Source organism: Rhizobium sp. RAF36 (assembly GCF_052114105.1).
Classification (GTDB): domain Bacteria; phylum Pseudomonadota; class Alphaproteobacteria; order Rhizobiales; family Rhizobiaceae; genus Rhizobium.
In genome coordinates this window covers 37229-58353 of record NZ_JBFREC010000009.1, presented here as the reverse complement: position 1 = coordinate 58353, position 21125 = coordinate 37229, and the positions used below count along the sequence as shown (strand labels likewise).

25 protein-coding genes and 1 pseudogene are annotated in these 21125 nt (G+C 57.8%); 9 read left to right on the top strand and 17 right to left on the bottom strand.

The genetic code is table 11. The features are described from left to right. The first annotated feature begins 583 nt into the window (after positions 1-583). The gene (locus AB4Z25_RS24830; RefSeq protein ID WP_442209780.1) at positions 584-1621 is read left to right on the top strand and encodes an IS110 family transposase; all 1038 of its coding nucleotides are present in this window, start codon (positions 584-586) and stop codon (positions 1619-1621) included. Positions 1622-1940: 319 nt separating this feature from the next. Then, positions 1941-2402, top strand: coding sequence for a helix-turn-helix domain-containing protein (locus AB4Z25_RS24825; protein WP_442209778.1), 462 nt, complete (start codon positions 1941-1943; stop codon positions 2400-2402). Positions 2403-2611: 209 nt separating this feature from the next. Here AB4Z25_RS24825 and aac(6') read toward each other — a convergent pair whose 3' ends face one another. After that, positions 2612-3028, bottom strand: coding sequence for an aminoglycoside 6'-N-acetyltransferase (gene aac(6'), locus AB4Z25_RS24820; protein WP_442209776.1), 417 nt, complete (start codon positions 3026-3028; stop codon positions 2612-2614). Between the two features lie 262 nt (positions 3029-3290). On the opposite strand from aac(6'), the gene AB4Z25_RS24815 reads away from it, so the two are divergent. From AB4Z25_RS24815 to AB4Z25_RS24800, 4 genes and pseudogenes are all read left to right on the top strand, one after another. Beyond that, entirely contained in the window at positions 3291-3605 is a 315-nt protein-coding gene (locus AB4Z25_RS24815) for a hypothetical protein (RefSeq protein ID WP_442209774.1), read from the top strand. Between the two features lie 23 nt (positions 3606-3628). After that, positions 3629-3832, top strand: a complete 204-nt coding sequence (locus AB4Z25_RS24810) for a hypothetical protein (RefSeq protein ID WP_442209772.1) — start codon at positions 3629-3631, stop codon at positions 3830-3832. Between the two features lie 38 nt (positions 3833-3870). Beyond that, entirely contained in the window at positions 3871-4338 is a 468-nt protein-coding gene (locus tag AB4Z25_RS24805) for a hypothetical protein (RefSeq protein WP_442209770.1), read from the top strand. Between the two features lie 170 nt (positions 4339-4508). After that, positions 4509-5545, top strand: a pseudogene (locus AB4Z25_RS24800) (IS110 family transposase). Between the two features lie 1165 nt (positions 5546-6710). Here AB4Z25_RS24800 and AB4Z25_RS24795 read toward each other — a convergent pair. The 4 genes from AB4Z25_RS24795 to AB4Z25_RS24780 all read right to left on the bottom strand — a co-directional run bounded on the left by AB4Z25_RS24795 (position 6711) and on the right by AB4Z25_RS24780 (position 10580). Further along, positions 6711-7517: an SDR family oxidoreductase gene (locus AB4Z25_RS24795; protein ID WP_442209768.1), complete on the bottom strand. Its 807-nt coding sequence runs from the start codon at positions 7515-7517 to the stop codon at positions 6711-6713. Positions 7518-7606: 89 nt separating this feature from the next. Beyond that, entirely contained in the window at positions 7607-8536 is a 930-nt protein-coding gene (choX, locus tag AB4Z25_RS24790; RefSeq protein ID WP_442209766.1) for a choline ABC transporter substrate-binding protein, read from the bottom strand. Between the two features lie 75 nt (positions 8537-8611). Then, positions 8612-9394: an SDR family NAD(P)-dependent oxidoreductase gene (locus AB4Z25_RS24785; RefSeq protein ID WP_442209764.1), complete on the bottom strand. Its 783-nt coding sequence runs from the start codon at positions 9392-9394 to the stop codon at positions 8612-8614. A gap of 82 nt (positions 9395-9476) precedes the next feature. Then, a complete protein-coding gene (locus AB4Z25_RS24780; RefSeq protein WP_442209762.1) occupies positions 9477-10580 on the bottom strand; it encodes a helix-turn-helix transcriptional regulator in 1104 nt (367 codons plus the stop codon). Between the two features lie 87 nt (positions 10581-10667). Between AB4Z25_RS24780 and betI the strand changes: the two genes are divergently transcribed. Beyond that, a complete protein-coding gene (gene betI, locus AB4Z25_RS24775) occupies positions 10668-11300 on the top strand; it encodes a choline-binding transcriptional repressor BetI (protein ID WP_442210002.1) in 633 nt (210 codons plus the stop codon). On the opposite strand, the gene AB4Z25_RS24770 is transcribed toward betI, so the two are convergent. From AB4Z25_RS24770 to rclC, 6 genes are all read right to left on the bottom strand, one after another. Next, positions 11285-11872, bottom strand: coding sequence for a TetR/AcrR family transcriptional regulator (locus AB4Z25_RS24770; protein ID WP_442209760.1), 588 nt, complete (start codon positions 11870-11872; stop codon positions 11285-11287). The genes betI and AB4Z25_RS24770 overlap by 16 nt on opposite strands. A gap of 4 nt (positions 11873-11876) precedes the next feature. Further along, on the bottom strand, positions 11877-12221 hold the full coding sequence (locus tag AB4Z25_RS24765; RefSeq protein WP_442210000.1) for a DMT family transporter: 345 nt from the start codon (positions 12219-12221) through the stop codon (positions 11877-11879). A gap of 7 nt (positions 12222-12228) precedes the next feature. After that, on the bottom strand, positions 12229-13116 hold the full coding sequence (locus AB4Z25_RS24760) for an SMP-30/gluconolactonase/LRE family protein (RefSeq protein WP_442209758.1): 888 nt from the start codon (positions 13114-13116) through the stop codon (positions 12229-12231). 5 nt (positions 13117-13121) lie between these two features. Continuing rightward, a complete protein-coding gene (locus AB4Z25_RS24755) occupies positions 13122-13892 on the bottom strand; it encodes an SDR family oxidoreductase (protein ID WP_442209756.1) in 771 nt (256 codons plus the stop codon). 38 nt (positions 13893-13930) lie between these two features. After that, entirely contained in the window at positions 13931-15325 is a 1395-nt protein-coding gene (locus AB4Z25_RS24750) for a flavin-containing monooxygenase (protein WP_442209754.1), read from the bottom strand. A 615-nt stretch (positions 15326-15940) separates the two neighbouring features. Continuing rightward, complete coding sequence (gene rclC / locus AB4Z25_RS24745) at positions 15941-16582, bottom strand: reactive chlorine resistance membrane protein RclC (protein ID WP_442209752.1); 642 nt, start codon at positions 16580-16582, stop codon at positions 15941-15943. On the opposite strand from rclC, the gene AB4Z25_RS24740 reads away from it, so the two are divergent. Both AB4Z25_RS24740 and AB4Z25_RS24735 read left to right on the top strand, forming a co-directional pair. Next, positions 16482-17648, top strand: coding sequence for an AraC family transcriptional regulator (locus AB4Z25_RS24740; protein ID WP_442209750.1), 1167 nt, complete (start codon positions 16482-16484; stop codon positions 17646-17648). The two genes, rclC and AB4Z25_RS24740, sit on opposite strands and share 101 nt — an antisense overlap. A gap of 13 nt (positions 17649-17661) precedes the next feature. Next, entirely contained in the window at positions 17662-18075 is a 414-nt protein-coding gene (locus AB4Z25_RS24735; RefSeq protein WP_442209748.1) for a DUF302 domain-containing protein, read from the top strand. Here the strand turns inward: AB4Z25_RS24735 and AB4Z25_RS24730 are convergent. The 6 genes from AB4Z25_RS24730 to AB4Z25_RS24705 all read right to left on the bottom strand — a co-directional run bounded on the left by AB4Z25_RS24730 (position 18052) and on the right by AB4Z25_RS24705 (position 20994). Then, positions 18052-18264 (bottom strand): CbtB domain-containing protein, encoded by a 213-nt coding sequence (locus AB4Z25_RS24730; RefSeq protein ID WP_442209746.1) that lies wholly within the window; start codon positions 18262-18264, stop codon positions 18052-18054. The genes AB4Z25_RS24735 and AB4Z25_RS24730 overlap by 24 nt on opposite strands. 3 nt (positions 18265-18267) lie before the next feature. After that, entirely contained in the window at positions 18268-19053 is a 786-nt protein-coding gene (locus AB4Z25_RS24725) for an aquaporin (protein WP_442209744.1), read from the bottom strand. Continuing rightward, positions 19050-19406 (bottom strand): nitrile hydratase, encoded by a 357-nt coding sequence (locus tag AB4Z25_RS24720; RefSeq protein WP_442209742.1) that lies wholly within the window; start codon positions 19404-19406, stop codon positions 19050-19052. The genes AB4Z25_RS24725 and AB4Z25_RS24720 overlap by 4 nt, the downstream gene beginning before the upstream one ends. Beyond that, positions 19403-20077, bottom strand: coding sequence for a nitrile hydratase subunit alpha (locus AB4Z25_RS24715; protein ID WP_442209998.1), 675 nt, complete (start codon positions 20075-20077; stop codon positions 19403-19405). Before AB4Z25_RS24715 ends, AB4Z25_RS24720 begins: the two co-directional genes overlap by 4 nt. A gap of 2 nt (positions 20078-20079) precedes the next feature. Continuing rightward, a complete protein-coding gene (locus AB4Z25_RS24710) occupies positions 20080-20424 on the bottom strand; it encodes an SH3-like domain-containing protein (RefSeq protein ID WP_442209740.1) in 345 nt (114 codons plus the stop codon). Between the two features lie 120 nt (positions 20425-20544). Then, positions 20545-20994 carry a cupin domain-containing protein gene (locus tag AB4Z25_RS24705; protein ID WP_442209739.1) on the bottom strand — a complete coding sequence of 150 codons (450 nt, stop codon included), beginning with the start codon at positions 20992-20994 and terminating at the stop codon, positions 20545-20547. Positions 20995-21125: the final 131 nt, after the last annotated feature.

Below are 21125 nucleotides of genomic sequence, written 5' to 3'. Positions count from 1 at the left end.
ACAGGCGCGAGTATTCTCTAACCGTCGTCCTGATGCGTCTTGGCGGATACGAAGGTCGGCAGAGGGCTTGCGAACTGCAAGCCCTCGTTTAATTTAAACCGTCAGATGCGGCGGAGCTTTAGCCAGCCGGCAGCAGCGGGGCTGTCACGGCCCAATAAAAGCCACATCGGTTTGGCCGATTATAGTCGGCAGGAAGGTTTGAAACTGGCCCCCTATCCAGCGTTAGACCCGCAGCCCATCCAGGCGCGGGTCTTTTGCGTTGTAGCTGATCCGGCCTCACAAAAGCCACAGGCGCGGTTTTTCCCCGCCTTCAAGGAATAAACGACCCACTCAATTGTAAGGGGCAGTTACATGTCCGCTGCTCGCCCCTTTGTTGCCGTCAATGTTGCAGCTAGCTTTCGGAACAGCCTCATCGTGCTTGGTCGTTATGCGAGGAAAATACCGCTTACGATTGAACGTGGTCCGCGATGGCGCGGTACCACAAATGGCACTGAAGTTTCGCACACCTGTCGGTAGTGCCGCATTTCATCTTTAATGGTTTCCATCTACATCGGCACCGCTGATTTAATGAGGGCAATATCAAGTGAGCTATCCGAAGATTGTTGGTGTCGACGTGGCAAAGGATGTTTTTCAGGTCCATGGAGTAGACGCCCTCGGCGCTACGCTTTTCAATCGAAGGATAAAACGGGCCGAGGTTCTTGGGTTCTTCAGCGACCTTTCACCTTGCCTCGTGGCAATGGAGGCCTGCGGGACATCGTTCTACTGGGCTAGGCAAATCGCTGCCCGTGGCCATGACGTGAAGCTCATTCCCGCGCAACTGGTTACGGCCTTCGTGCCGCGCGGAAAGACCGATGCTAACGATGCAGTTGCGGTGACCGAAACTCTCAAGCGGACAAATATTCGCTTCGTTCCCATCAAAACGTCTGAACAACAGGGTTTGGCGGTTTTGCATCGTGTGAGAAATCTATTGGTGCGGCAGAGGACTAGGATCGTCAACGCGGCGCGCAGTCACTTGGCGGAGTTCGGCTTGGCCACCAAGCTCGGTCGTCAAGATGTTGAGATGATGATCGAGCTAGTCCGAGACAAGCCCGACATTGAGCTGCCAGCAATTGCTCGCGTTGCGCTCGACGAACTCGGCGAGGAAATCGCGACGATCAACGCTCGTCTCGGGCGAATTGATAAATTGCTGAATAAAGCGGTAAAAGCAGATTCCGAGCTGCAGCGTCTCATGACCATACCTGGAGTTGGTGTTCAAACCGCTCTTGCCATTAAAGCGTTCGTATCCGACCCCAACGCGTTCAGGTCCGGTCGGCAGTTTGCAGCATGGCTTGGCCTTACTCCCAAAGCGTATTCAAGTGGGGGTACGACACAAAGTCGAGGCATCTCCAAAATGGGGAATTCCAATCTTCGAGCGTTGCTTTTCACGGGTGCCACCGCGGCAATTGCAGCGGCTCGGGTCACTGGAAGAATGGATGACTGGTTGCGGCGTTTGATTGAACGAAAGCCGAAGAAGGTAGCAACTATTGCGTTTTGCAACAAAATGGCACGGATGATCTGGGCCCTTCTAACTAAGGGCGGTGTTTACCAAGGGGCGTCCTCACTCAGACCCGGTTCGTCCTAAAACCATGGACGCAAGCCCGAAAGAATCGTTTGTTGCAACGCATAGTAAGTAGATTAGGCCGCATTGAAGCTTGCGATAGTGAACGCGTTCGATTGTTTAAGCCAGCTGCTTTCCGAGTTAAAAATGGGCCAATCGCACAGCGATAAAGGCCGAAGTGTAGTATGGGCGTTGTAGAAAATACTATCGGGAATAGCGTTCTACGGGCGGCCGGTCTAACCGGCCGTCCAACCCTCTCAGGCAGCGTTTGTCCAAAACGAACCGGTAGCCAGCACCCGTTCAATTGGCTAATGCTTTAGGCCGCAAAATGAAAGCAGGGAAAATGGTGGATGTCTCCGACTATGTAGCTGATCACGGTCTGGTACCGGTCGACGATCCGAAGTCGGGCAGACTGACCTTTCGGCGCAAGAGTTTCAACGCCGTGGCCGGGCAAGAACAGATGGACCAAGCAATCTCCAAGGCTGCTCGGCGCCAACGCACTGCAGCAAATTTGTCCCGCGCGGAGCTTGCTGTGCTGTTGGGTTCGTTGGAGCAGGTCTACGGCAGATACGAGCGTGCGCTGACGAAGTTTCATGCCACCCAAATCCTGCACATGTGCGAATTGCTTAGGGTTTTTCCAGATGACTTCCTGTTCGATGCAGCTCCGCATTTGTGGGGAGCAACGCCCGAAGAGGCAAACGAACGACGGCGCGTGATCCAACTGATCCAGAGGCTGCCGGCAGAGCAAATGAAACTTGTAGCTCGTATTTTGGATTCGATCCTTGCTTTTGAAAGTGCGTCCTAGCGAGAGGTGGCGGTTAGCTATTGTCTTGCGTCGTACAATAAAGATCTCGTGCTGCTGAAGCCTCTTCTGCCGCTAAGCCGCCTTGCGGCCCCAAAGCCCGTTCGTTGGCATCACATTGTAACGTCAGGGTATAGCTGCTTGTTACATGCGCCGTATCGCATAAGCCAGGATTTGTGCGGCGAACCATCTCGTGGAAGGGCAACTCCGGCCTATAGTGGCTTTCGGAAGAACACGACGCGCTGTGTCTCCTCAAATCCTAATGCGGTATGGAGCGCATGGCTGGTGGAATTCTCTATCGGCGTGTCAGAGCCAAACTCAACACACCCAAGCGACCTAGCCCAATCGGCAACGGCATTGCAAAGCAGGCGTGCGATACCCTTCCGCCTGTCAACGGGCCTGATATAAATTCCTTCGAGGAATAGAACGGGCGAACTGCTGCATCCATTCACATAATCACGTCGCAAAGTGGCCTCAGCAAACCCGACAGTTTCATTTGCAGAATTTCGAGCGATGAACGCGACGGCGTCTCCACTTTCTGAAAGAAATGCCCGGCTCAATTCAGTGCGATGATCTTCAAGGGAGTGATGCGGCCACAACAACGCGGAGTTCCGCCCACGGCTCAACATCTTTTATGGTCCCAATCGCGATAATCGATTCCATAGTGAGGTTCTCTTTTTTGTCGCGAAATCCCCGATTAAAGCGGCAGTTGTTTTCCTGACTTTTGCAACGTCGCAAAATAGACGGTTTTGCGATGCCCGCAATGTCCGCAATTGGCGCGTAGCCACCCACCCGATGATGTTAGGGCGGTGGGGGCGAGGATTGGTGGCCTGCATCTTCTCCAGTCATTGCGAGTTACTAAAACCGCCGTATGCTTGCTCAAAAGAATCAATGGAAATTGATTTGGGCGCGGACTATCACTTGGCAATTCATCAAGCGGACTGGCCGACAATTGCCGATGTCAACCTCTGCCTAACCGGCTTGGACTATCCCGTGCGCGTTGTGGCGAGACCGCCATCAGAGCCAGACAAGACACTGCGGGTCTCTGGCGATGTTCTTAATTTGCTTTACCAGGGCGCGCCCGTCGAGGTGGAAACTTCAATCATCCAGCTGAGTGCCAAGGAGTCCTTCGCATACGCTGTAAAAGAGGAAAATGGACAGACAGTCCTCCCCAATGACATGAATGACCTCATACCCCTAGATTGAACACCGAGCTCCGAAAAATGGGAATGAAGGCTCCAGGTTTCGAGTATGGCGACTTTGTCATTAGCTTGACGTTTCGATCGTCAGTCGCGGAATGGAAGGCCGGTTTTCTTCTGATGGGAGGGCTGATCCGCTGCACGCGTGGTATCGGTTTTGAATTCAGCGAGGGCGCTTTCGGCGGCACCGGGCTTGCTGACAAGCTGGTGCGGGAAGCGTCGGAAATGAAGTAGGTGGCGTCTCGTCACTATTACAGGGAAAGCACGAGATATTGGAAAACATTGCGCACCTCATCGCTTACGACGAAAGCGGGGAATTGTCATCTTTAGAGCCGTTATCGGATGAACAAGTAGCAGTAATCGCCGTGCAGCATCCTGGAATCTCAAATCAATATCTTGAGTTCGTTCGAAAGATTGGCATCGGCTCGACAACGCGCGGTTTCAATGTATATGATCCAGAGCCTGCATCAAGCGCCGAAACTCAAACATCCTTCCAAGCTTATCAATCCTTGAGTTATAGGACGCTAACTGGACGCCCCCAGCCGCCAGTGAACCCGTTTCCGGCCGACGCGGTCGCCGTCGCAGACAGCGGGGCGTCATGGCGCTATTGCCTTTGCCCATCGTTAGGCCCCGGAGTTTTCTGTTTGGACATGAGTGGCCCGAGCTTCGAGCCGGAGTGCGATGATTTCTTTTCGTTCGCGGCGAGCACCCTGATTTTAGGCAGACGTTCGCATCAGTAGTCTCTTCCTGCCCTGGCTAACGCCGATCATCGAACCAGCGGTACTGGGCGGCTACTTGCGGTCACCCACCGCCCCACCATCGGGCGATGGCAGCCCTCTTCTTCTTACTCCTCTCCCGTGTCGAGGCCAACGAGCTATAATCAGCCCGCCATCATCCCAAGGAGGAGAAAATGGAACGGGTTAGCACGATTGGTCTGGACCTCGCCAAACAGGTCTTCCAGGTCCACGGAATGAACAAGGACGGCGACAAGGTTTTCAGCCACAAGCTGGCGAGAGCGGAATTGCCAGGTTTCTTCAAGAAGCAGCGTGGATGCGTTGTCGCAATGGAAGCAACCGGCGGCGCTCATTATTGGGCTAGAGAAATTGAGAGGTTGGGGCACACGCCGCTGCTTATACCCGCGCAATACGTCAAGCCATTCGTTAAACGGGAGAAATCCGACGCTCTCGACGCCGAGGCTATTGCCAATGCCGCGACGCAGCCAGGAATGCGGTTCGTCGCCATCAAAAGCTCCGAACAGCAGACGATCACCACCCTGATGAAAACGCGAACGCTATTCATTCGCCAGCGCACGTCCGCCATCAATGCGTTGCGCGGCCTGTTGGCTGAATTCGGACTTGTAGTCCCGTCTAGGGCCGTCAACGTTGTCAAACTCAAGCAGATCTTGAGCTCTGACAAGAGCCACCTACCAGAGACCGCGCGCACCGTGCTGAGTGGTGTCTACCAGCACATCGACGCTATCAACAAGCACATCAGCGGGATCGAAAAGTTGATCGATGTCCAGGTCAAGAAAGATGCCGCAATACAGCGGCTCATGACCATTCCAGGTGTGGGGAAAATCACAGCTGCCTCGATCAGTGCATTCGTACCTGACGCAACTCTCTTCAAGAGCGCCCGGCACTTTGCTTCGTGGCTGGCATTACGCCCCGGTCGTTTTCGTCTGGCGGCAAGCAGAGTTACGGCCGGATCTCGAAAAGGGGAAATGCGGAGCTCCGCAAGCTGCTAGTCATTGGAGCCTTTCCGATTGTCGCCCGCGCAAGAATGCGCGGGGGGCCGAATGACTGGCTGCTTTCACTTGTAAAACGAAAGCCCTACAAGGTGGCAGCAGTCGCGATTGCCAACAGAACCGCGCGTATTGTATGGGCACTTCTGACCAAAGGCGGGGTCTACAGTTCCACCAATGGCTTTCCGCAAACCGAGCTAGCATGACCCATTCGACTATCAACGGTTGACGATAGATCGAAACGCAGACTTGCCCAAACTGTGGAAAAGGTCGCAGATTGAATTGACCCTCAAAATCGCAGATTTTTCTGACCATCCACAACGTCAGGCGATTTGGCACATCAAGTGATGCCGTTATACTTCATGAAGGCAAGTGTGGCCGATTGATTTAGCGTCTGCGGGTCGTTCTTGTCGGAACGACCCGCTCCACCGACATAGTCAAAATTTCCGCTCGTATATCGGCTCCGAAAGTTCCGACAGAGCCACGAGGGTATCATTGGTGCCAAATCCGACGACCTTTTCCACATCGATTGCCATCTTGTCCGCGCCCCTTGTCCTACTTCGATCAACCAGCCGTACCGCCATCGCCTCGAACCCGCGGACACATCATCACCTGAACACCCATCGCAACCTCCCTATGCATACTATATTCGATGCTAGATCGTCGGCTGTCCTCGCACAACCAAAGGCGCTCGCGACGACAGTGGCTGGGTACGCCACTCGCTGAGAGATGGCGTGGTCACAGCCGAATTCGAACACTGTCCGCGACAACTTCAACCTCATCGACTGCAAAGCCAGATGGTGCGAGGCTCGCGATCGGAAACCGCTGTTGCATGAGCTGATCCTCCGGTGAATCAGCAGAATTTTCATCCGAGACAGCAGCAAAACTGAGTCAGAGCCAATTCTCGGTGGAAACGCCGGGTCAGTTCTCAGTGGCAATCAACAGACTTGAGATCCATAGTAATCAGTTCATTGACCACCACCGCCGTCCTTGCAGGATGGAGCTATTTCTTCGCAGACGATCCATCGCATCTATCGATCTTTACGAACGACCAAGGCTACGCCCAACCACTTCAAACGATCCTTGCCGAAGGTGCCCGGCAACACGACAAGGTTTCCTTCTCATTCGAGCCGGACGCGTTGCGCTCAGTCTACGTATGCGAATTCGCACAGGTACAGGGCGTCTCAGCATCGCAGATGATGCTGAGCTACATCTCGAAGTATCCTTCCTGCTTCAATGTCAGCCAGACCGACGAGAACGCGTACAGGATTTGGCGGAACACAAGGTCCGGCGATATCGAAGTGAGGAACGGTCAGTATCTTTGCCGATGCGGATCCTGAAATTCCAAACTCCCAATACGGCCATCGGCGATCAGCTGGCTTCACTCCCCTCCGCACGACGGATCGGAGCCACAATCCCTGCCAGCATCCCTCCGTCGACAGGCAATTCGACCCCGGTTATCAGCCGCGAGGCGTCAGAGCTCAGAAATGCGATGGCCTCGGCGATGTCGAGCGGAACTGGTAGCTTCCGCATCGGTACGGCGCCACTTAGAGCGGCATATGCGATCTCGCGTCCCCCTACTTCGACGCCGAAGCTGTCTAGCATCTCTGAATCGACGTAGGTCGGGTGCACTGAATTGCAGCGTATAGGCAGTCCGTTCGCCGCGCAGTAGAGTGCCACGCCCTTTGTGAGAAGACGGACAGCGCCTTTGCTGGCGGCATAGGCCACAGCATCGTCCGCAGCAATATTCCCATAAACGGAGGAGATGTTCACGATCGCTCCGGTGTTTCCTTTGGACTTCATCGCGCCCACTGCCGTTCGGCACCCGAGAAACGTTCCGGTGGCATTGACTTCCATCGTGCGCTGCCAGTCCGCAAGCGAACACGTCACGAAGTCACCATCGCTCCAGATGCCAGCCGAGTTCACGAGGATGTCGAGCTTCGACGCAATATTAAGCACCGTGTTGATGACGCTTTCCCAGGATCGTTCGCTCGTCACGTCCAGCTTGACGAAATGTGAACCTTCGCCGATTTCCCGTGCCGCCAGCGCACCGCGCTCAATGTCGATGTCAGCAAGGAAAACCGTGGCTCCCTCGCTCGCCAGCAGACGAGCTGTCGCGCGCCCGATCCCGGACCCCGCACCCGTGATCAGTGCAGTCTTTGAAGAAAAACGTGTCATTGAAGGAGACCTCTCTCCCGCCAGCGAGAACAATGACTGGGTGAGCCGAGCACGCTCCTGCCAAGCAGTTCCGTGCTCGGACTGCGAACTCAGCTACCCAGCGCACCTTTGATAACCGGAAGTGCAGGCTTGCCGTCGAATGTGGTGACGCCAGCAAGCCACTTGTCGAGCATCTGCGGGTTGAGACGCATCATCTCGCGTGCAGCAACTGGAGCGTCCTGCCCCTGGTCGATGATCATCTGCATCCCGTGGTTCTCATACTCGAGATTGAATACGAGATTGGAAAACAGTTTCGCTACATTCGGGCAGGCCTTTGCGTATCCTTTCCGGGCGATCGTCCGCACTGTGGCGCCGCCGAAATTGGGACCGAACTCGACGTCGCCGCCCGTCAGATAGCTCATGTCATAATCCAGGTTCATCGGATGGGGTTCCCACCCGAGGAAGACGATCCATTGCTTGCGCGCAATCGCCCTTTTCACCTGCGTTAGCATCCCGGCTTCGCTGGATTCAACCACCTTCCACTGCCCGAGTTCATGGCGATTGGCGGCAATCATGTCCAGGAGAACCGTGTTTGATCCAGGCTCGAGCGCATAGATCTGTTTCTCGAACTGGTCACCGTGGCTAGCCAGATCGCCGAAGTCCTTGATTCCTGCGTCGGCCACGTATTTCGGCACAGCGAGTGTGAATTTTGCGCCCTCAAGGTTTGTGCCCAGGACCTCGACAGATCTCTGATCGAAGAACGGCTTGTACTGCGCGTCCTGGAACGGCCGCCAGTTACCCTGGAAGACGTCCATCTCGCCGTTTTTCAGGCTCATGTAGGTGACATCCATGCCGAGCAGCGTCTGAGTGGCCTCGTAGCCCAGTGCATCGAGGATGAATTCGGCAGTGTTGTTCGTCAGCATGATATCAGTCCAGCCGAGGTCGGCGATCCGGACTTTCTTACATTCCGGTGCATCCTGGGCATGGGCGGACGAGCAGCCCAGTATAGCGAAGAACATTGCAGCAATTTTCGTACGCATCTGGTTTCACTCCTATGGAAGGAATTTCGAGCACCACAGCCGGACATTTGAGAACCGGGCTGGCATCAGATCAAATCAGCGCGACAACTCTCCACCATCGACAACAATGTTCGATCCGTTCACGTAGGAGAACAGGCTCGAGCAAATCGCCACCGCAACTGAAGCAATTTCCCCCGGGCGCGCGAAACGCCCCATCGGTATCGCCGCCTCGTACCGGGCGCGCACGCTTTCCTGGTCGCTTCCCGTCTGTCGCGCGACGTCGGCTATTGTCGTAGAGATCATGTCGGTCTCGACGCTTCCGGGCGAAATCGAATTGACTCGGATACCGCGAGGCGCGAGTTCCTCTGTAAGACTATCGGCAAGCCGAAGGACGCCTGCCTTTGAGGCGCAGTAAGCACCCCATAAGCCCCATGCCTTGAGACCGCCCTGCGAAGCAATGAACAGCAGGTTGCCGCCCGCCTGCAGATAGCGCGCAGCCTCACGACTGACCAGAAACGAACCCTTGAGATTTACATCTATCTGGCGGGTGAAATCCGCCGCGGACATGTCTTCTACCGACGAGACAACGGCGATGGCCGCTGCATGAACGATGTCATCGATGGCACCTGCTTCGGCGATCGCCTTGAAAGTCCGCCTGACGGACTCTTCGTTCGAGACGTCGCATGCGATGACATTTTCATCCCCTTTGACATCCAGCCGAACCACCGAGGCGCCCGCTTCTTCGAACGCGTCTGCAATCGCTTTGCCCATGCCCCGTGCTGCGCCCGTTACCACCGCACGACGCCCGACCAAAATCGGAGGTAATGCTTTCGGTTGCGTGCCCGACGCTAGGATGGAGGCTGGCGCGGCTGAGGTCATCGAAGGCTCCGTATCAACAAGCGATGACATTTCGTATCAACTGAACGCTCTCACCGACAATAGTGCCGAAGGTCACCATCCCTCAGGGTGCGACGCCCTGAATATATCGCATGTGCATCAAGAAGAGCTCGCGTTCGGTCGTAATATCGAGCTTCTGATAAAGACGAAGCCGATGGTTCTTCACCGTACCGCACTGCAGACCGAGCCGCTTCGCGATGCTCGCGATCGGGTGCCCCTCCAGAGTGAGGATCACGATCTCTCGCTCGCGCTGGGTAAGAGCTTCAAGCCAGCCGAATGACGACCTAGACGACGAGGGCGTCGACGCGATTTCGATCTCGTCACACATCCCCTCGGGAGCCGCGCCGAAATCCGCAGCAAGGTTGGATCGCGTCAGAGTCCTTCCATCCGGCAACTGAACTTTAAATGCGCCTTCGCGAACTCGATGGCGGAGCACGTCGGCTAGGCCGCTTTGCGGATCAGCAATCAGTTCACGCCATGCATCGTTGGCAGCAAGTTCCCGACCGCATCGGTCCAGCATTCGGAACGGCTTCTCATTGGCGCGATGTGTGACACCCTTGCTGATGATGGCTTCGATGTGTGCATTGTGAAGACTGGCGACAAGCGGATAGACACTTCTTACCCGCGCGACCTCTGCCTCTGTGAATGTGCCCGTCGCGCGGTCGAGTATGAGTGTCGGACTAGCCCCGCCTATGGGTGGAAGAAACAACGCAATCTCGTCACTGACATCGGCGGCCCGAAGGAAGTCGAGAGCGTAGCTGCTCTCCCATAGCTCCGCCGGGGCCAAGTTTCTCAGGCTCGCAACAGTGGGTTCGGCGAGCGCCAGCCAATAGTGATGGAAGGGATCAAGCTTGTAGAGCCCTCCGTTGTAGGACTGTTCGACATCAATCCGGTTTTCTCGTGGGATGATCAGGTCCGGAGCACCGAAGCTGGAGTACCTGACAAGCGCGAGGAGATCGGATCTGACAAGCGCACCCAGTATGTCCAGGAGCCTGTCGTAGAAGGTGCCGGACCCCACGCTGACAGTCGCGCTGGCAACGGCCTCCCAAAGGCCCAAACTGGGCCAATCGGCGTTCCCATCCGATCCAGCCGAACTTGCGCCGGGACGAATGTCGGTTGCGATCACCCCAGCGGAATGATGAGAAAAAGTAGCAGCGTGCGCCGTCATCGCACCCTCCAATTGTCTCTGTGTTCGAAAAATTGACCAGCGGGACAATTCTTGACCCAACCGTTCAATTCTGTCAAGTTTTGGCTCATGAAGCTCACAAAGATCAGCTCTATTCGCCGCCGGGAACTGAGGCAGGTCGCCTACGAGGTCCTTCAGACAGAAGGAATGGCAGGAGCAACCATCGAGAAGGTCGCGCTCAAGGCGGGCTCGTCTAAGGGCATAGTGCTTCACTACTTCAAGTCGAAGCAGCAGCTGTTCGAGCATGCGATGCGCCATTCAAACGCTCTGTTGCGTGACGAGGTTGTTTGGCGCATGCGCCAATCCGAGGGTGCAGACGGGCGTCTGTGGGCGATTATTGAAGGGAACTTCAGTGGAGCATTTTTCACCCGGCCAATATGTCATGCCTGGCTATCGCTGTGCGCCGAGGTGCCAAGGGAACCCCAGCTCGCCCGAATCCAGTATGTCGTTCATGCGAGGATGCGTTCGAACCTTCTGAGTGCACTCCGGTTCCTGCTTCCGGCGGAAGACCGCGAGAGCGCCGCACTGGGTATCACCTCGCTGATTGACGGGCTGTGGCTGCAGCTGGGGTTGCGACCCGATGGGATCTCAGCATCGGTCGCCCTCGCGCAAATGGCTGACTATCTCCAACACAGGATTCCCGGCGTGGACTGGCAAGACCATCTGAGCCAATCGGTGGAATTGGGTCAGCCTGCGGCCTGAGCGAGTCGGGGCCTTGAGGATCCCGGCCGCGCCATCTCCAGCAGCCGCTCCTTGATTGCATCGAGATCGAGCGATGCGCCGTTCGTCGTATCGAGCATGCAGGACAGCCAAGCGCCGTCCGCGGCCCACCGAACGACATGAAGGTTGGCGTCGCAATCGGTCGATCTATGGTAGTCAAGCCTAGCGTCGAGCCATCGGCTCCAGTGGTGCCGAAGGGATGGTCCAGTGATCACGGCCATCAGCAGCTTCGAAGTCACTGCATCCAGCCCGGAAGTCACCCCGCCAAAGGCAGCCTGGACGTACGCGCGGGTAAATCGTCCATAGGGGATGCTGTCGGATGCAAGAAGGGCGTCGATCTCAGCGTCAACGCGCTTGAGCAGATTGGCTACCGTCTCGTCGAGGAACGACTGCTTCGTGGGAAAATGGTGGAGAAGCGCCCCTTTGCTCACTCCCGCCGCCGCAGCGACCGCCTCGTGGGTCACAATTCCAATCCCCTGGTCACCGAGTAGTCGAGCCGTCTGATCAAGAAGCGCGCACCTGATTGCCTCCGGCCGTCGGCGTGTCGTATTCATGCCCTCAATGTCCAGTGGCACCAGAGAACAGCTGGATGATTAGAACGCCGCCCACGATCAGGCAGATTCCCAAGACCGCAGGCCAATCTAGTGTTTGCTGAAAGAAGATGGTGGCGGAAGCGACAGTCAGGATGATGCCTATGCCAGCCCAAAGCGCATAGGCTATGCTAAGGGGCATCGACTTGATGGCGTGGCTGAGCAGGTAGAAGGAGCCCGCGTAGAGACCAACGGTGCCAAGACTGGGCCATAGGCGACTGAACTGCTCAGTCCTTTGCAAGAGCATGGAACCAGCCACTTCGAGGATGATCGCAAGGCTGAGGGCGGAGTATGCTGCTAAGTTTGCTTTCATCACGCACCTAGATCGAGAACTTGGCTATGGGTTCGGCAATCCCCCGAGTGTCTAGTTCGAGCGCGTATACCGCGCCTGCGCCCTCGTCCAATACCCGGAGGTGATCTTCGGGGTTCCACCCGGTCGTGACGAACAACGTCTGCATGTCGGAGCCGCCGATGCATATGCTTGTCGCATACGCCGCCGGAACCCGCAGGCTGCGTCTCACGGTACCATCCCCGCCGAGGCAGACCACGCGCGCCGCTCCGTACAGAGCGCACCATACCGACCCCTCGCTGTCGACCGTAAGTCCATCCGGAATTCCATCCCCGTCGGAAAAACGATGGAAGACCTCTTTGTTTGAAAGATTGCCATCCGACGCGAGATCGTAGCGCAGAAGCTGTCGGCTCATCGAGTCACTGAAATAGAGAGTTTGGTTGTCCGGCGAGAATGCTGGACCGTTGCAGATCTTAAAACCGTCGTCCGCGAGGTAAGAGCTCCCATCATGCGCAACCCGGTAGAAGCCCGCATGTGCCGCCTCCTCGTCAAGACAGAGGGTCCCCACCCAGTAACGGCCCGAGCGATCGACTTTCCCGTCGTTATAGGCTTGCGTCGGCCTTCCGCGTTTTGGATCACAGAGTGGCGCGTTGGTTTGCGTTTCCTTGTCGAACAGCCAGAGCCCATGGGCCATGGCAGCCACGATCCCGTGCTCCGCGAAGGCGATCGAGCCCAGGGTTTCGCCACTGCCAAGTTTCCACGTTTCGACTTGACCACCTGCGGTCGCCTGGCGATGGATGAGGGCACCATAGTAGTCGATCCAATAAAGAGCCTTCTCCACCGGATGCCATAGAATGCTTTCGCCCAACCTGTCGCGGGTGTTCGCGACCAACCTCCAATCGGGATTCTCAAGCTCCATAAGGGTCAATTTCCGATATGAAAAGTCTCGGTATGGCCATCCACGGCAATCGCCTGGCCGCTCACCATTCGAGATGCGGGTGACGAGAGGAAGACGCACATGTCCGCGATTTCCTCAGGCTTCACAAACCGCTTGATCGACTGCGACTGCACATATTCCTGGTGGACGACCTCCACCGGAACATTGCGGCTCTCCGCTTCCGCTCTTGCAACGCGGTCCATACGCACGCCATCGACAGAACCCGGGCAGATGGCATTCGCGCGGACGCCATACGGGCCCAGCTCGATAGCGAGCGACTTCGTGAAGCCGATCACGGCCCACTTCGCCGCAGCATAGGGAGTGCGAAGCCCGTAGCCATAAAGTCCCGCAGTCGAGGATATGTTGATGATACTGCCAGAGCCCTGCTTCTTCATCACCGGGACCGCGCGCCTTGCGCACAGAAACTGAGCGTCAAGGCACACCCCGATGCAGGCCTGCCAATCGCCGAGCTTCACGTCTTCGACATAAGCTGTGGGGCCTTTGGTTCCGGCATTGTTGACCAGTACGTCGAGCCCACCGAGGTCTTCGAGTGCCCTATCGAACCAGCGGTCAACCGCATTCTCGTTGGCAACATCGACCCGAGTGGCGACCAATCCGGGTTGGTCTTGTGCAGCTTTCTCGACCACCTGATCGTCCACATCACAGATATGGACACGCGCGCCACTCTCGATGAATGCCTTTGCGATCGCGAGACCGATGCCAGACCCTCCTGCGGTGATCATCACGCGTTGAACCATAGGATACCTCCGAGTTGAATTGAACCGGTCATGGATGTTCAAGCGGCTGATGAAGGCGCATCCACCATGGCCAGCCTTGGAACGGGAGGGCGGGAGCTGCTGAAGCCCATTGCGCGGGCTCGTTTTTTGCCCTGGCGCATCTCGCGGTCCAGTTCGGCGAAGTAGATGTCCTGGTCGAGCTGCATCGTGTGCCGGGCCGACTTGTAGTAGCGGGACATGTGCCGCTCCTCGTCGACCACGATCGTGCGTTCCTGCTCCTCGACACTGGGAAGCTGATATTCCCCGGCAAGATATGCCGCGATCCATTTTGCCTGGCGGTTCGCAATGGCGAAGAGCGTTACGCTCGGCTGCGCCAATCCGACGAAGAAGAGGTTCGGGATACCAGGCTTGATTACGCGCTTGAACAGAGGAAGCCTGTTGCCCGGGGCGGAAATGAATTGATGGTCGAAGAAAGGAAAGCTGATGCGGTATCCGGTCGACCAGATAATCACGTCGATCGTTTCACGGCGGCCATCTTCGAACACGACCGCGGTCCCGTCCAACCGTTTGATGCCTGAGCGCATTGTGATATCGCCGGCAGCTACATATGACGGGAAGGTATCCGACGTTGTCCCGTGCGATTCAAAGAGAAGATGGTCGGGCTTCGGAAGGCCGTAATCCTCCATCCGTCCGACGGCGAATTTGTAGATCACGCGGCCGACCGTCCGCTGAAGAGATAGTGGGAGCCAAGGATACAGCTTGCCCTTGTCAGCGGGTTTGCCAAGAAGGTAGCGGGGAAAGATGTGCTGGCCGCGCCGGGTGCTGACGAAAAGCTTCTGCGCGATGTGGCGGGGGCACAGCTCGCTCGCGATGTCCATTGCCGAATTTCCCATCCCGACGACGAGCACTCGCTTGTTGCGGAGGTCGTGCGGAGTGAACGGATCGCGATAGGAATGGGCGTGGATCTGCTCGCCATCGAAGTGACCGGGATAGGCGGGCTCGGGCCACCTTGGATCCCAGTGATGCCCGTTGCATACGCACAGTGCATCATATGTGCGCGTCTCGCCGGACGCCAGCCGGATCCGCCAAGTGCCGTTTTCGTCACGCGTTGCCTTCACGACTTCGGCGCCCAGGCTCACCTTCCCAGCGAGACCGAAGTGTGCGACGTACGATTCAAGGTAGGCCAGAACCTGCGTGTGATGAGGATAGGTCGGCGTGCCTGCAGGCATCGGAAAGTCAGGAAACTCCAGCTGGCCCTTCGATGTGTCGATGTGGAGCGAGCGGTACGCCGCAGATCTGCCATTTGGATTCTCGAACGCCCAGACGCCACCGATACGGTCGCTCATTTCAAACCAATCGAAGGGAACGCCGCGTTCGGCGAGCGCCTTGGCGGTGACGATACCGCTCATTCCGGCGCCGATGATGCAGCATCTTGGAAGGGCGTGGGACGTCATGGGTGGCTCCATTGCGTTGCGTCTGATGGAGCTTCAGTTATCAACGAGGTCCGGTTGCGGACAATGGTGCCGAAGGTCACTGGTCTGTTCGAGAGAGCGGCGGCGCTGCTTGCCTCGCAACATCCCGCAGTGCCAAGCGCAGCCACCGTGTAAATTCGCTGAGCTTTGTTCTGTCCAGCCAGGCGACTATGTTTAGGGTCGACGGAAATGAGATCGGAGAGTTCAGATGTGCGAATGGCTCATCGATGGGACTAGCGGCGTTAGAACTCTCGTTCATGTGGCGATGGCAGCGGCAGTGGTCGCACCGCTGATCATGGCTGTATACCTCATCCTCTAAGCCCAGGGCAGAACGCCCGGATGAGCGATTTCGGACTTTCTGCATATCGTTTCGCTGGCCATTGCTAGAAGCTAGGCTCGATGCGTCACCGTGCAGAATGGAAATCATCGTTCAACAACTGCGGCTAGGTTGGTATCGCGATCGGTTGGCATCCCCTCCCCGGCCAACTTCACCCTAGATCGCTGCACCGGTGCTAGACGGCACGCCGACCCATGACCGCCCGGCGTGCCGTCTCTTTTCGTGGAGGTCAGGATGACTTCACATTGCCCTAAACAAGTTCAATCCTTCGAGCGGATGACCACATCGTCCGGCAAAAGGAAATCGGCAATGTACGGCCGCGAGACCTTCGCCTTGGCAAGGATTGCCTTCGCCGTGTCAACGATCACGAGCCAGGCACCTGAAAGAATGACCGTGTCCTTTAGGACGAGGCGGCCAGCGCCAGAGAGATACGGGAACCCATGCTGAGCGTCACCGAGTGCTGGCACCCATGCTTCCGGTGTCGTGATCAGAAAGGAAAGCGTGACGAACGGCGTCGCGAATGCGAGCAGCGCTCCGGCAAGACCACCCCATCTGGAGAAGAAGCCGGAAAGGGTGAGGAAGCCAATGATCAGCTCTACCGTTCCCAGACCGTCCGAGAAGTCATAGGTACGGTTCGCCGACTGCCATTCACGTTGAGCGGGAGCGAGCTCGCCTTCCTTGGTAAGATGAGGCTTGTATTCTTCCGGATGGGCATAAAAGAACGACATGACCGGGCTGTTGGCGACGAACGGGGTGATGCTGTCTGCCTCATAAGGTACGAACTTCAGAAGCCCGATCCAGATGAAAATGATCGCGATTGCAATACGCGTCGCGCCGATCCCGACCCGGTTGGATCGTGGACTGGCGACCAGGCTCAGGGCATTGTGCAGGTGGATGTTCATATCAGTATCCTTGGCATTCGATTTCGGGGTCAGGGCACAAAGCCCTTATGTCTCCATCATGCCGCCGACCTGCGATATTTTGAACGCTCGCGCGTCGCAGCTTTTGGCTCCATCGTATCAAAGCGGAAACTCGCGAAGGTCTGGAATGGACGTCTTAAGTGAATTGATCGAACTCGCGCACCTGCGCCCAGCCCTGGACGTCCACTGCCTGCTGGGCGGCAAGTTCCTCGTCGGCCATGACGCCACGCAGCCAGGCATGCTTCCATTTCATCTCGTACTGGGTGGCGAGTGCGTCGTCGAACTGGACGGCGGCCGCAAGGTGGCGCTCCGATCGGGCGACATGCTCCTTCTGCCACGGGGAAGTGCGCACTCCATAGTAAACCGACGTCCGAGCGAATCCGCGGCAGAGCTCGTGATCGACAGTGGTTCGCTAAAGCAACGCCGGACCGATGGCGTCGCCGCAGATGTAGATCTGCTCTGCGGCCACTTCGAGTACGATCCCAAAGCCAGTGGCCTGCTACTGGACGCGCTGCCAGACATCGTCCAGGTCTCTCTTCTCGGGCAGCACTCCGACGCCCGTCTTGCGGCACTCGTGGGCATTCTCAAGGACGAGACTGCAAAGGACATGTCCGGCTCGCTCACGATCATGGCTTCGATGTCGCTCGCGCTTCTGGCCATGGCGCTGCGAAATACCGGTCCGAACGTCACCGGACTTCCCGGCCTGATGCGGGATGTCAGGCTTTCGAAGGCAGTCAAGGCGATGCTTCAGGATGCGTCGAGACCTTGGACGATCGAGGAACTAGCAGAGATCTCCGCGACTTCGCGCGCGACATTCGCGCGACACTTCCGGAGCGCGTCTGGCATGACGGTTGGCGAGTTCCTCACCGAATTCCGGATGACAAAGGCGGGCGACTTGCTTCAGCGAGGCTATTGTCCCGTTGCCGAAGTCGCCGAAGCGGTCGGGTACGATTCCGAGGCGGCGTTCGGGCGCGCGTTCCGTCGAAGCCGCGGCATGACCCCAAGCAAATTCAGGCAGCAGGCGCTTCATCCCATCTCGCATCAATGATTAGGAGGCGAACATGAGCAATCAAATCAACATCCACGAACTGGCCGTGCCTCGCCCCTTCTGCGATGTCCGGCGCGAGGTCCATGACATTTTGAAGTCGGCAGGCATGACGATCTTCGCCGAGATCGATCATGCCGTGGCGGCAAAAGACGTCGGTCTGGAGCTTCCGGCAACGGTCGTGATCGTCTACGGGAATCCGAAAGGCGGCACGCCTGTCATGCAGGAGTTTCCAAATGCGGCGCTCGATCTGCCGCTGCGTGTCCTTTTGCGGGAGACCTCACCGTCGGCGACGGTCGTCGCTCTGCACCCGATAGCGGATACCCTCAAAGCTGCAGGCGCCCCGCCGGAGCTCGCGGAGCGCCTGTCGCCGGGCCAGAGGCTTTTGCTGGATCGCCTTCAGCCCTCAGTGACAGGGAAAGCCGAGTAGGTGACGGCCGTCGTGGACGAACTCGTGCACGTACATGCCCGAGACGAGTGAAGTCGCGCCTTCCTCCGCGCCAATGAAGTAGATGGCCATCAAAAGAAGCAGGCCGCCGAAAATCGCCCATGGCAGCAGCTCGCCTAGCGGGATCGGTTCGGCCGCTACGGGAATGGCGATCGTGCGAATAGTGGTCATGGCTCAATCCTCGCGTTTTAGAACAGGGTGCCGGAATGAAATAACGGCGCTGGACTTTCCATGCCCCTTCGCGCCGCCGGCAGCCGAAGTCGGGTGGTGAGAGTCCTGGCGCGGATAGCATATCGAGATCAGAAGAAACGCAACGAAACCGCCTAGCAGCTCGGCGGGAACGTACATCGCGACCGTGGCCTGCGACAGCGACACGGGCCCGTTGGCGACGAGGCATCCGATCGCGATTGCGGGATTGGCGACGGATCCCGACGGAAGCGCGATGATGGCGGCCGTAAGCCACGCGCCGACGCCAAACGGTCCGCTTTCCGGGCGACCACTACGGGCGCAGCCGAACACGACTGTCATCAGCCCGCAGCCCGCGATCACCTCGCTCCAGACCATGGAGTTCGTGGCGACTGCGGCTTCAGTCGCGCCAGTGGGAAACAGCGAATTCGCAAGCAGCGATCCAATGACCGCTCCCACGATCTGCCCGCAGACATAGGAGATCGTGCACTGAGGCGAGCGGTCGCCCCACATCCACTGTAAGATGGTGATGATCGGATTGAAATGGCCGCCGGAGACAGCGCCGAACGCGAGGATGAGCCCGACGAGGCTGGCGGAGACCGCGATTGCTCCTGCGACCGTGCCAATGGCGCCACCCGCCCCGAGACGCTGGCAGCTCAGCGCACTGGCGGCGACCGCTAGCATCAGGAGTGTGGTACCCACTGTTTCGACCACGACGCGGCGGGGGAGTGCAAGCGAGCCATCGCGCTCGTAGAAGCAGGGCGTGTCGGTCATGGGCTCAGACTTTCCACCTGCATGCCCTCGCTCTTCAGCCGGGCCGCGACCTCGTCCATTTTCGTCGCCAACTGCTCGGGCGTAAGAATCTTCTTCTGGAAGGAAAGATTGGCAAAAGTGACGATCCACCGCTCGTAGTAGGTGAGCTTGCCGACCACGTCGCTTCCCAGGGATTCGACGCCGCGGCGCTTCTCCTCGGTGTTGATGATCTTGTGGAAATCGAGAACGTCGGCCAGCGCGTGGCAGCGTTTTTCCCACGGGAGCAGTTCATGGTCCACCTTCTCGATGGCGCCTGCAGGCAGGCCGCCGATGTCGTTCGGCAGCCGGGATACGAGGTTGGCCGTGTCAGTCATGGGCGTGCTCCTTGCTTGGTCGCCTGAACGACGCCGATCATGGTGTCACGGGTCACGAGCGATGCGAGCTGTTCCTCGTCGTATCCGTCCGTCCCAGCGGGCCGCATCGGCAGGACGAGATAGCGGACGATCGCTGTGGAATCGCTGACGCGGACTTCGACGTCGTCGGGAATGTGGGTGCCGAATTCTGCGAGTACCGCCCGCGGCTCGGAGACGGCACGGGCTCGATAGGGCTTCAGCTTGTACCAGTCCGGCGGCAGGCCGAGCACGGGGCGCGGATAGCAGGAGCACAGGGTACAGACGATGAGGTTGTGAACCGTCTCCGTGTTCTCCAGCACAATGAGCTGGGTGTCGTCGTAGAAGCTGATACCGAATTCCTCGCAGCCCGTCCGGCCGTTGGCGAGAAGCCTCGCCTTGAAGGCGGGATCGGTCCAGGCGCGCGCGACGACCTTGGCGCCGAGCGCCGGAGTACGGGAGTCGAGTACCTCGATCTGGCGGCGGATTTCGTCGGGGCCGATGAGCTTCCTTTCGACGAGAAGTTCGCGGACGGCGATCTCCATGACCTCGTAGTAGCTGACAGCGGCTTCGGTCGTTATGGGCGTGTGGGCTTGGTCGTGCGGATGATCGTGGTCATGATGATGGTCGTGGTGTCCGGTTCCGGGGGAGGTCATGGTCACGCCCTTTCCAGCCAGGTCTCGTAGACCTCGATTGCGAGTGCGTCGCGGCTTGACCCCGCGTAGCCCGGCCAGATGTTCCTGAGCGGAACGACAACGCGATAGTAGTGGAGGCGCGATCCGGCGTTACGCCCATATGCCTCCTCCTCGTTGTCCACCGCGGCGGGATCGACAATGGCCTCGACTGTCCCCTCCTTTCCGCGGAGATAGCGGGGAACGCGGTAGTGCCCGATCGGCGAGCGAGCGAGAATGCGCACCCTTTCTCCAACGGAAAAGATAGGGATCTCGCCAAGGGCGAACACGATTGGGTTCGTGGTGCTGGCGTCTGCATTGGCCGCGTGCATAGGGAAGCCTCTCTATTTGTGCATGGGATCTGGATCCCTGATTTCGCACCAACGCTAGGCTTCCCTATGCACATGGTCTTTCGAGAAAGCACGCGGAGCCGGAAGCATCCGCATGCAGCGTCAGTCGATCGGCGGGCCGACGAATTCGATGCCATTCTGATTGCAAAGCACGCCGAGCTTTTGCTGATCTTCGGGCGTGAACGGCGCCTGTGGCGGGATTTCCGGGCGCTCGGCAGGAACCGATGCCGCCATTACCATCTTCTCGAACGTGCCGTTGGTGATCGTCAGGAAGCGCGCGGTCGGCGACAGGACCTTGAAGGCGTGCGTCTTACCACCGGGCACGTGCAGGGAGTCACCTTCACCGCGTTCGAAGATTTCGCCTTCGAGCATGAAGCGGACCCTTCCATCCAGCACGTAAAAGGTCTCATCCTCGGTGTGGTGGACGTGCGGCGACACGAAGAACCCTTCGAGCATGTGGTGCTCGATGAAAGATACGCCTGCGGCGCTCTCGCTCTGCGGCAGGAGGATGTTTAGATAGGCGTTCATGAACCAGCGACCGTTTGCGGACATGGTCTTCTCCATAGGATTACGCTCGCTCGGAGCGTCGATTGATCTTGGGTTTCATCCGCGATGTCGGCCGCCACCGCTTGGATGACGGCGTTGTAGCCTTCTCTGCTGGAGATGATAAGAAGCATGATCGA

Coding starts and splice junctions, on each gene's coding strand:
- AB4Z25_RS24725 (WP_442209744.1), bottom strand. CDS start 19,053: ATGACCGACACGCCCTGCTTCTACGAGCGCGATGGCTCGCTTGCACTC.
- betI (WP_442210002.1), top strand. CDS start 10,668: ATGAAGCTCACAAAGATCAGCTCTATTCGCCGCCGGGAACTGAGGCAG.
- AB4Z25_RS24710 (WP_442209740.1), bottom strand. CDS start 20,424: ATGCACGCGGCCAATGCAGACGCCAGCACCACGAACCCAATCGTGTTC.
- AB4Z25_RS24810 (WP_442209772.1), top strand. CDS start 3,629: ATGAAGGCTCCAGGTTTCGAGTATGGCGACTTTGTCATTAGCTTGACG.
- AB4Z25_RS24770 (WP_442209760.1), bottom strand. CDS start 11,872: ATGAATACGACACGCCGACGGCCGGAGGCAATCAGGTGCGCGCTTCTT.
- AB4Z25_RS24780 (WP_442209762.1), bottom strand. CDS start 10,580: ATGACGGCGCACGCTGCTACTTTTTCTCATCATTCCGCTGGGGTGATC.
- AB4Z25_RS24750 (WP_442209754.1), bottom strand. CDS start 15,325: ATGACGTCCCACGCCCTTCCAAGATGCTGCATCATCGGCGCCGGAATG.
- AB4Z25_RS24730 (WP_442209746.1), bottom strand. CDS start 18,264: ATGACCACTATTCGCACGATCGCCATTCCCGTAGCGGCCGAACCGATC.
- AB4Z25_RS24795 (WP_442209768.1), bottom strand. CDS start 7,517: ATGACACGTTTTTCTTCAAAGACTGCACTGATCACGGGTGCGGGGTCC.
- AB4Z25_RS24755 (WP_442209756.1), bottom strand. CDS start 13,892: ATGGTTCAACGCGTGATGATCACCGCAGGAGGGTCTGGCATCGGTCTC.
- rclC (WP_442209752.1), bottom strand. CDS start 16,582: ATGAACATCCACCTGCACAATGCCCTGAGCCTGGTCGCCAGTCCACGA.
- AB4Z25_RS24720 (WP_442209742.1), bottom strand. CDS start 19,406: ATGACTGACACGGCCAACCTCGTATCCCGGCTGCCGAACGACATCGGC.
- AB4Z25_RS24825 (WP_442209778.1), top strand. CDS start 1,941: ATGGTGGATGTCTCCGACTATGTAGCTGATCACGGTCTGGTACCGGTC.
- AB4Z25_RS24735 (WP_442209748.1), top strand. CDS start 17,662: ATGAGCAATCAAATCAACATCCACGAACTGGCCGTGCCTCGCCCCTTC.
- AB4Z25_RS24715 (WP_442209998.1), bottom strand. CDS start 20,077: ATGACCTCCCCCGGAACCGGACACCACGACCATCATCATGACCACGAT.
- AB4Z25_RS24815 (WP_442209774.1), top strand. CDS start 3,291: ATGGAAATTGATTTGGGCGCGGACTATCACTTGGCAATTCATCAAGCG.
- AB4Z25_RS24740 (WP_442209750.1), top strand. CDS start 16,482: ATGAAAATGATCGCGATTGCAATACGCGTCGCGCCGATCCCGACCCGG.
- AB4Z25_RS24760 (WP_442209758.1), bottom strand. CDS start 13,116: ATGGAGCTTGAGAATCCCGATTGGAGGTTGGTCGCGAACACCCGCGAC.
- choX (WP_442209766.1), bottom strand. CDS start 8,536: ATGCGTACGAAAATTGCTGCAATGTTCTTCGCTATACTGGGCTGCTCG.
- AB4Z25_RS24765 (WP_442210000.1), bottom strand. CDS start 12,221: ATGAAAGCAAACTTAGCAGCATACTCCGCCCTCAGCCTTGCGATCATC.
- AB4Z25_RS24785 (WP_442209764.1), bottom strand. CDS start 9,394: ATGACCTCAGCCGCGCCAGCCTCCATCCTAGCGTCGGGCACGCAACCG.
- AB4Z25_RS24705 (WP_442209739.1), bottom strand. CDS start 20,994: ATGTCCGCAAACGGTCGCTGGTTCATGAACGCCTATCTAAACATCCTC.